General features: G+C 37.5%; 6 protein-coding genes. 4 read left to right on the top strand and 2 right to left on the bottom strand.

What is annotated here, in order from left to right; all coding sequences use genetic code 11:
• The first annotated feature begins 73 nt into the window (after positions 1-73).
• The 4 genes from AAF462_09380 to AAF462_09365 all read left to right on the top strand — a co-directional run bounded on the left by AAF462_09380 (position 74) and on the right by AAF462_09365 (position 4,103).
• On the top strand, positions 74-772 hold the full coding sequence (locus tag AAF462_09380) for a glycosyltransferase family 2 protein (GenBank protein MEM7009329.1): 699 nt from the start codon (positions 74-76) through the stop codon (positions 770-772).
• Positions 756-2,069 (top strand): hypothetical protein, encoded by a 1,314-nt coding sequence (locus AAF462_09375; GenBank protein ID MEM7009328.1) that lies wholly within the window; start codon positions 756-758, stop codon positions 2,067-2,069. Before AAF462_09380 ends, AAF462_09375 begins: the two co-directional genes overlap by 17 nt.
• 22 nt (positions 2,070-2,091) lie before the next feature.
• The gene (locus AAF462_09370; GenBank protein ID MEM7009327.1) at positions 2,092-3,405 is read left to right on the top strand and encodes a phospholipid carrier-dependent glycosyltransferase; all 1,314 of its coding nucleotides are present in this window, start codon (positions 2,092-2,094) and stop codon (positions 3,403-3,405) included.
• 80 nt (positions 3,406-3,485) lie between these two features.
• Positions 3,486-4,103, top strand: a complete 618-nt coding sequence (locus tag AAF462_09365; protein MEM7009326.1) for a GtrA family protein — start codon at positions 3,486-3,488, stop codon at positions 4,101-4,103.
• On the opposite strand, the gene AAF462_09360 is transcribed toward AAF462_09365, so the two are convergent.
• Positions 4,100-5,326, bottom strand: a complete 1,227-nt coding sequence (locus AAF462_09360) for a hypothetical protein (GenBank protein MEM7009325.1) — start codon at positions 5,324-5,326, stop codon at positions 4,100-4,102. The genes AAF462_09365 and AAF462_09360 overlap by 4 nt on opposite strands.
• A 9-nt stretch (positions 5,327-5,335) precedes the next feature.
• On the bottom strand, positions 5,336-6,146 hold an 811-nt coding region (locus AAF462_09355; protein ID MEM7009324.1), incomplete at its 5' end, for a hypothetical protein.

Genomic DNA, 6,146 nt, shown 5'->3' with positions numbered 1-6,146 from the left:
TAAAGTGTGATATAATTCCCTCTTATACAGCATCTGAATAATTCTGTAAATATACGTACTTATTGGAATAAAAATGCAAAATATATCACTATCAGCAGTTTTGCCTGCGCATAATGAAGCTGAAAATATTAAGAATACTGTAGAAAGCTGCACTCAATATCTAGAGAAGAATGTCTCATCATACGAAGTGATTGTGGTAAATGACGGGTCCCAAGATAATACCAAAGAGATTGTCGAGGAGCTTTGCTCTCAAAATTCAAATGTCGTTCTTGTAAACCACGAAGTCAACAAGGGATACGGCTCAGCGCTTAGAAGCGGTTTTGATGAAGCTAAGTGTGATTTTATATTTTTCATGGACAGTGATGGGCAGTTTGATATCGTGGATTTAGACAGACTGCTTCCGTTAGTTGACCCGCAAAAAGTTGTCATTGGTTTCAGAGAGGACAGAGCGGATTCTCCGATCAGATCATTAAACGCATGGATGTATGCACAGTATATACATTTAATGTTTGGTCTAAATGTAAAAGATATGGACTGTGCTTTTAAAGTCTTTCCGACAAAAGCCTACCGTGACATAGCTCCTATTAAATCTGGAGGAGCCCTTTTTAGCGCCGAGTTTTTACTCAAGTTGAAAAGAAATGGTTTTGTATTTGAAGAAGTGCCTGTCAGACATTTCCCAAGACAGTATGGAACTCAGTCCGGAGCAAATTTAAGTGTAATTCTAAGAATGTTCAAAGAGTCATGGAAGCTTAGAGATGAACTTCGCCGCTGATAATAGATCTAATCAATCCAAAAATCCATACCTTTGGTTATCAATAATACTTTTTCTTGGTTTATTGTTAAGGATTTATCTTGGCACTTTGGTGGCATATGAGGGAGACTTCCGCACATGGATTGGCTGGGGACTGGGTCTAGAAAAAGTAGGTTTTACAAATTTCTATGATAACTACTGGTGTGACTATATGCCCGGTTATCTCTATGTTCTATGGTTTATGACAGAGCTTAGTTCTTGGGCTCCTTGGCTTTCTGAGTATGTTCTTTTTAAACTCCCTGCTAATCTTGCTGACTTAGGGATCTCGATTTTGATCTTTATTGTTTTAAGGCCAATAGCTAACACAAGGCTCGCAATTATAGCCGCAGTTGTATATTTCTTTAACCCTGCTGTTTTATCTAATTCCACACTATGGGGTCAGGTTGACTCATTCCATGCTTTTCCTATTTTGCTATCAATCGTACTAGCCCTTAGACGACATTATATGCTCTGTGGTCTATTTGCAGCTCTTGCATTTATGATAAAGCCACAAACTATCGTGCTTTTCCCAATAGTGGGTTTCATAGCTTTAAAGCCGTTTTTCAATCCACAAAATAGATGGAGAATAAACAATTTTATTCCAGGCATAAAAATAGTCGCAGTAGTTATTCTCACTTGCACGATTGTTGCGCTCCCATTTATCTGGGATAAGTTCGATTCTATATTTTATATCTTCACAGGGCCGATTGAACTTATAATACAAAGGTTTAATTCAGCCTATGGGCAATATGAATATGCGTCCCTGAACACTTTTAATTTCTGGGGAGTTTTTGCAATGTGGCAAAATGACGGAACCCAGTTTTTAGGTTTAAGCTATAGACATTGGGGAACAACTATCTTTGCAGCTTTTTATTTTATTATCTTTGTGTGCCTCTTTAGATATAGAATTAAATCCAATAAAAACAATAAAGAGTATCAGTACCTAATATTCCAAGCAGTGACGCTGATTTTGTTTTCTCTTTTCCTCTTTGTGACTAGAGCACATGAAAGACACCTTCTTCCAGCGTTTGCATTCTTTACACTAATAATGTTCCGTACATGGATATTTCCCTATTTATATGCTATTGTGTCCGGAGTTTATGCATGTAATATGGTTTATTCGTACCTACAGCTAAATTCAGAGTACAGCGCGGTGCCGGGAAATGTACAAAAGATACTAATACCAATTATGTTCGGGTTGTACGCACTGGCTTTTGGAATAGTATTTATAAATTTTGTCTACAATACTTTAAAAAAACAGAGTTTAGATAGTTCGTGATAATTACATATATGAGTTTATAATGGCATTAAAAAACTTACTGATATCAAATAAGATTTGGCTATCACTTTTTTTAATTATTCTCTTTAGCTTTGGGGTTAAATTTTATAATCTTGAATTTCCCCAGAGTTATTACTTTGATGAGGTCTACTTCGCCTTTACAGCCCAGGAAATGGCAAAAGGAAACCAGTATGGGTGGCAGATTCCTACCTCCGAGGTAAAAGCGCCGCCTGATATGGCATATGAGTGGACACATCCACCGCTAGGAAAGGAAATAAGCGCAATTGGTATAGTCTTGTTTGGAGACAATACGTTTGGCTGGCGGATTAGTCAGGCATTTTTTGGAACTCTAGGAACACTTTTAATTTTCCTTTTGGCACGAAACATATTTGATGATCGCGTGGGATTAATAGCAGCTCTACTTTACTCTCTAGAATCATTTATATTTGTTCTAAGCCGTATTACTATGGTCGATATATTCATTGCGAATTTTGTATTATTAGCCTCTTTATTCGTTGTTAAATTTGCAAGGTCTAGAAAAACAATTTACTTACTTTTAACAGGGGCATTTTGCGGTGCCACTATGTCGGTGAAATGGAGCGGCGTATATGTAACAGAGTTTTTAGCAGGCGTTTCGTTCTTCCTTTTGTATTATTTTGAGGTATATAGTACAAACTCACAAGGAAGCTCATATGTTAAATCCCTACTAAATCTCTTCCCAAGGATGATAGTGGCATTCGGGGTAGTTCCTTTATTGGTCTACATGGCTACATATATACCGTTTTTCTATTTCGGCAATTCTATAAGCGATTTCGTTAATCTTCAGAGCAGTATGTTTGGTTATCATGGAGGTGTTACTGATAATCACCCATATTTTTCACAGTGGTGGACATGGCCTCTTATGCTAAAGCCGGTCTATTTTCATTTTGAGGATTTGGGTGGCATGCACTCACACATCTATGCTATGGGCAATCCTTTTATCTGGTGGACTGGGTGTGCATTTGTAATTATAGGAGTTATTCAGGCAGTTAGAAAAGAGTCCTTAGGACTTATTTTTGTTTTAGCTAGTTTCTTTGCTTTTTGGCTTCCATGGGCGCTATCACCAAGGAAGATAACATTCTTATATCATTTTCTGCCTTCCCTGTTGTTTTTGCTTATAATCAGCTCTTATTTCCTGAACATCGTATGGAACAGATCAAAATTAGGAAAGATAGCAGTTGCAGTTTATATACTTATTGCCGCAGGAACGTTTTACTACTTCTACCCGGTTGTTTCGGGCGCACCCCTTGCGCCGGGAGCCGTAGACAGCTATCTTTGGTTTAGTTCCTGGAGATAATTGCTATTTATAATTACTTAGAAAACAAATTAGAGCACACCCTGAGAAAATTAATTCTATAAAACTGGCCGAATATTATAATGAAAAAAATTGATATAATTAGCCCAATAATTTTAGGCCTTATAATTTCCGCATTCATTATTTCACTTCTAAATGTGTCTGGCGGTTTTTCGTTTCTACCAAGCTTTGAACCATTACTCATTTGGATCATAATTGTTATTGTTATTCCATCACTGTTGTTGCTCTGGGTTTATGTTGCATCAATCCTGGGTAAGAGAAAACACATTTTTTTTCAATTCGGGAAATTCATTCCAATAGGTGTTTCAAACACTGCTATAGACTTTGGTGTTTTAAACTTGCTCATCCTAACTAGCGGAGTAGAAAAAGGGTTTATGTTCTCGGCTTTTAAAGGAATCTCATTTGTTTGCGCTGTTGTAAACAGCTATTTGTGGAACAAATTTTGGACTTTTGACGGCGGTGGGACAGATGATATTGGAAAGCAGTTTCTAAAATTTATTGTTGTAGCCGGAATAGGTTTTGTGATAAACGTTTCAGTTGCTTCATTCTTAGTGAATTTCGTTCAGCCGATTGGTGGTATCTCACCAATTATTTGGGCTAACATTGCCGCTTTTGCTTCAATAGTTCTAGTGATAATATGGAACTTTTTGGGATATAAATTTCTCGTGTTTAAAAATTAACGATCAAACATCTCGCCTAATTCTATCCAGCCATATTCTTGTATTAATAAAACTCCCCAGAGGTTTACTAAAATTCCAAATATTATTAGCACTTTATGGTGCCACCTTATCTGCTCTCCAATACCCCGGACTGTAAGTAAAAATAGGAAAGGATAAAAATCGACGGCAAATCTATATCCAAATTGGACAAATCCCCATGTGCCGTGCGAAAAATTAATAAGCGCTATTAACAATATTGAAACCCAGCAGCCCAAGGATAATTTGTTTCTTATTCCCGATCTAAAAGCATAAATAAATGCCGGGGTTGTGATCCATATAGCAAGCCCATGCCAATTTGGGATCATGTATGGATATTCATCTATAAATGCGGGAAACTTGGCGAATATTATGTTTAAGTGTCGGGGGATATAAGTGATATCAAATATGCCTTTTTGATACCAAGGCTCATCAAATATTTCAGGAATTAAGTAGTACGAAACATCAAATGGCGTTCCAAACCTCGCAAAGTTATAAAGGCCGTTAAGAATTATAAATATTGCTATCCCGAGACCTAGGAAAAAAAGGAATCTAATATTTAATCTGCTAAATAAGCTGCGAAGATTAAAAGGTTTATACCATCTGTCATATGTATAGATTAGAAAAAACGGCAGTGACAAAACTGTTGTAAGTCGGCACCAGTAAGAAGCACCCAATGACAGACCAATCAGAAAAGAATTTCGATGATGAAGTGTTAGAAGTATTGCAATAAATAAAAAAGTCACAGAGATGGTTTGTGAGAAGGTCCACACACTTCCAGACGTTGCAACCCACCAGTGTATTGTTCCAAATCCAAACATCGCGGTAGTCCAAATTTGAACACTTACAGATTTGGTAAGTTGTCTAGCAGCTAAGTATGCCAAAGCTACGTTAATGCTGCCAAAGAAAATAGATATAACCATCTGGCTTGTCTGAGCTCCCCAAATTGCAACAGCTGGAAGGCTAAGAATTGCCGGCATTGGAGGAGGTACAACAAAATGTTTATCTCCAACATGTATGAGCTCTAGCCATGTGGCGTCTTCAATTAGATAAAGTCTTCCGTGCAAAAAAGCATCTGCCAGCAAAACAAAACTGTTATAAGGATTGGATTCTTCTTTAGTGAGATAGTAAATTATGAATGTTATTGCAAAAACTGCCAGACTAATAAGAGCGACCAGTTTACGTGATTGTGTGTGTTGATTCATCATTTATACTGCCTAACCCCATATTTCAAACCACTCAAATTTGTTAATCCATAAAACTCCCAAAAAATTGATCAATATGCTCAAAATTATTAGCGTCTTATGGTGCCATCTTAAATCAGAATTTGGCTTTAGTTGAGATCTTATTCCTAGGGCTATTAAAACCAGCAAGAAAGGGTAAAAATCAAGCGCAAAACGGTAGCCGAACTGAATCCACCCATAGCCTCCGTGGGCAAAGGAAACCAGCGCAACTGGGATAATAGCTGTCCAGCAGGCAATAGCTGTTCTGTTTCTAATCCCGGCAAAAAGCACATATATCACTGCTGGGGTTGTTATAAGAATGGACATACCTTCCATAGAGGGCAGTACATAAGGAACTTCAGATGAAAACAGAGGCGGTTTTAAGAAAAAGATATACAGGTGTTTTGGAATATAAGAAATATGAAACAGCCCCTTTGGATAGAACCAAGGCTCTTCTTTAGCTTGGATTGTATAGGCGATGTTAGAAATAGTATCAAACCTGACGTAGTTGTATAAAAAGTTAAGAAGAACAAATATCCCAACTCCGAGCCCCAGAAGGATAAGAGGCCTTAAGTTTATCCTCTTGTATATGCTTATGGTTTTATCGTTATTAAACCACATATCAGAGAGCATTATCAGAAAAAATGGAAGAGAAAGCACTACGGGAAGCCTGCACCAAAAAGAAAGTCCTAAGAGAATTCCAATTACTAGCGGCCGGCGTTTTCCAAAGGTTTCAGTGACAGCAAGAGCCAAAAAGAAAAATGATGCTACTTGGGCGAAAAACCAGGCCTTTCCTATAGAGGCT

The organism is Thermodesulfobacteriota bacterium, from assembly GCA_039028315.1.
Taxonomy (GTDB): domain Bacteria; phylum Desulfobacterota_D; class UBA1144; order Nemesobacterales; family UBA2774; genus CR02bin9.
The sequence above is the reverse complement of the archived record's forward strand: the minus strand, read 5'-3'. Positions and strand labels throughout refer to the sequence as shown.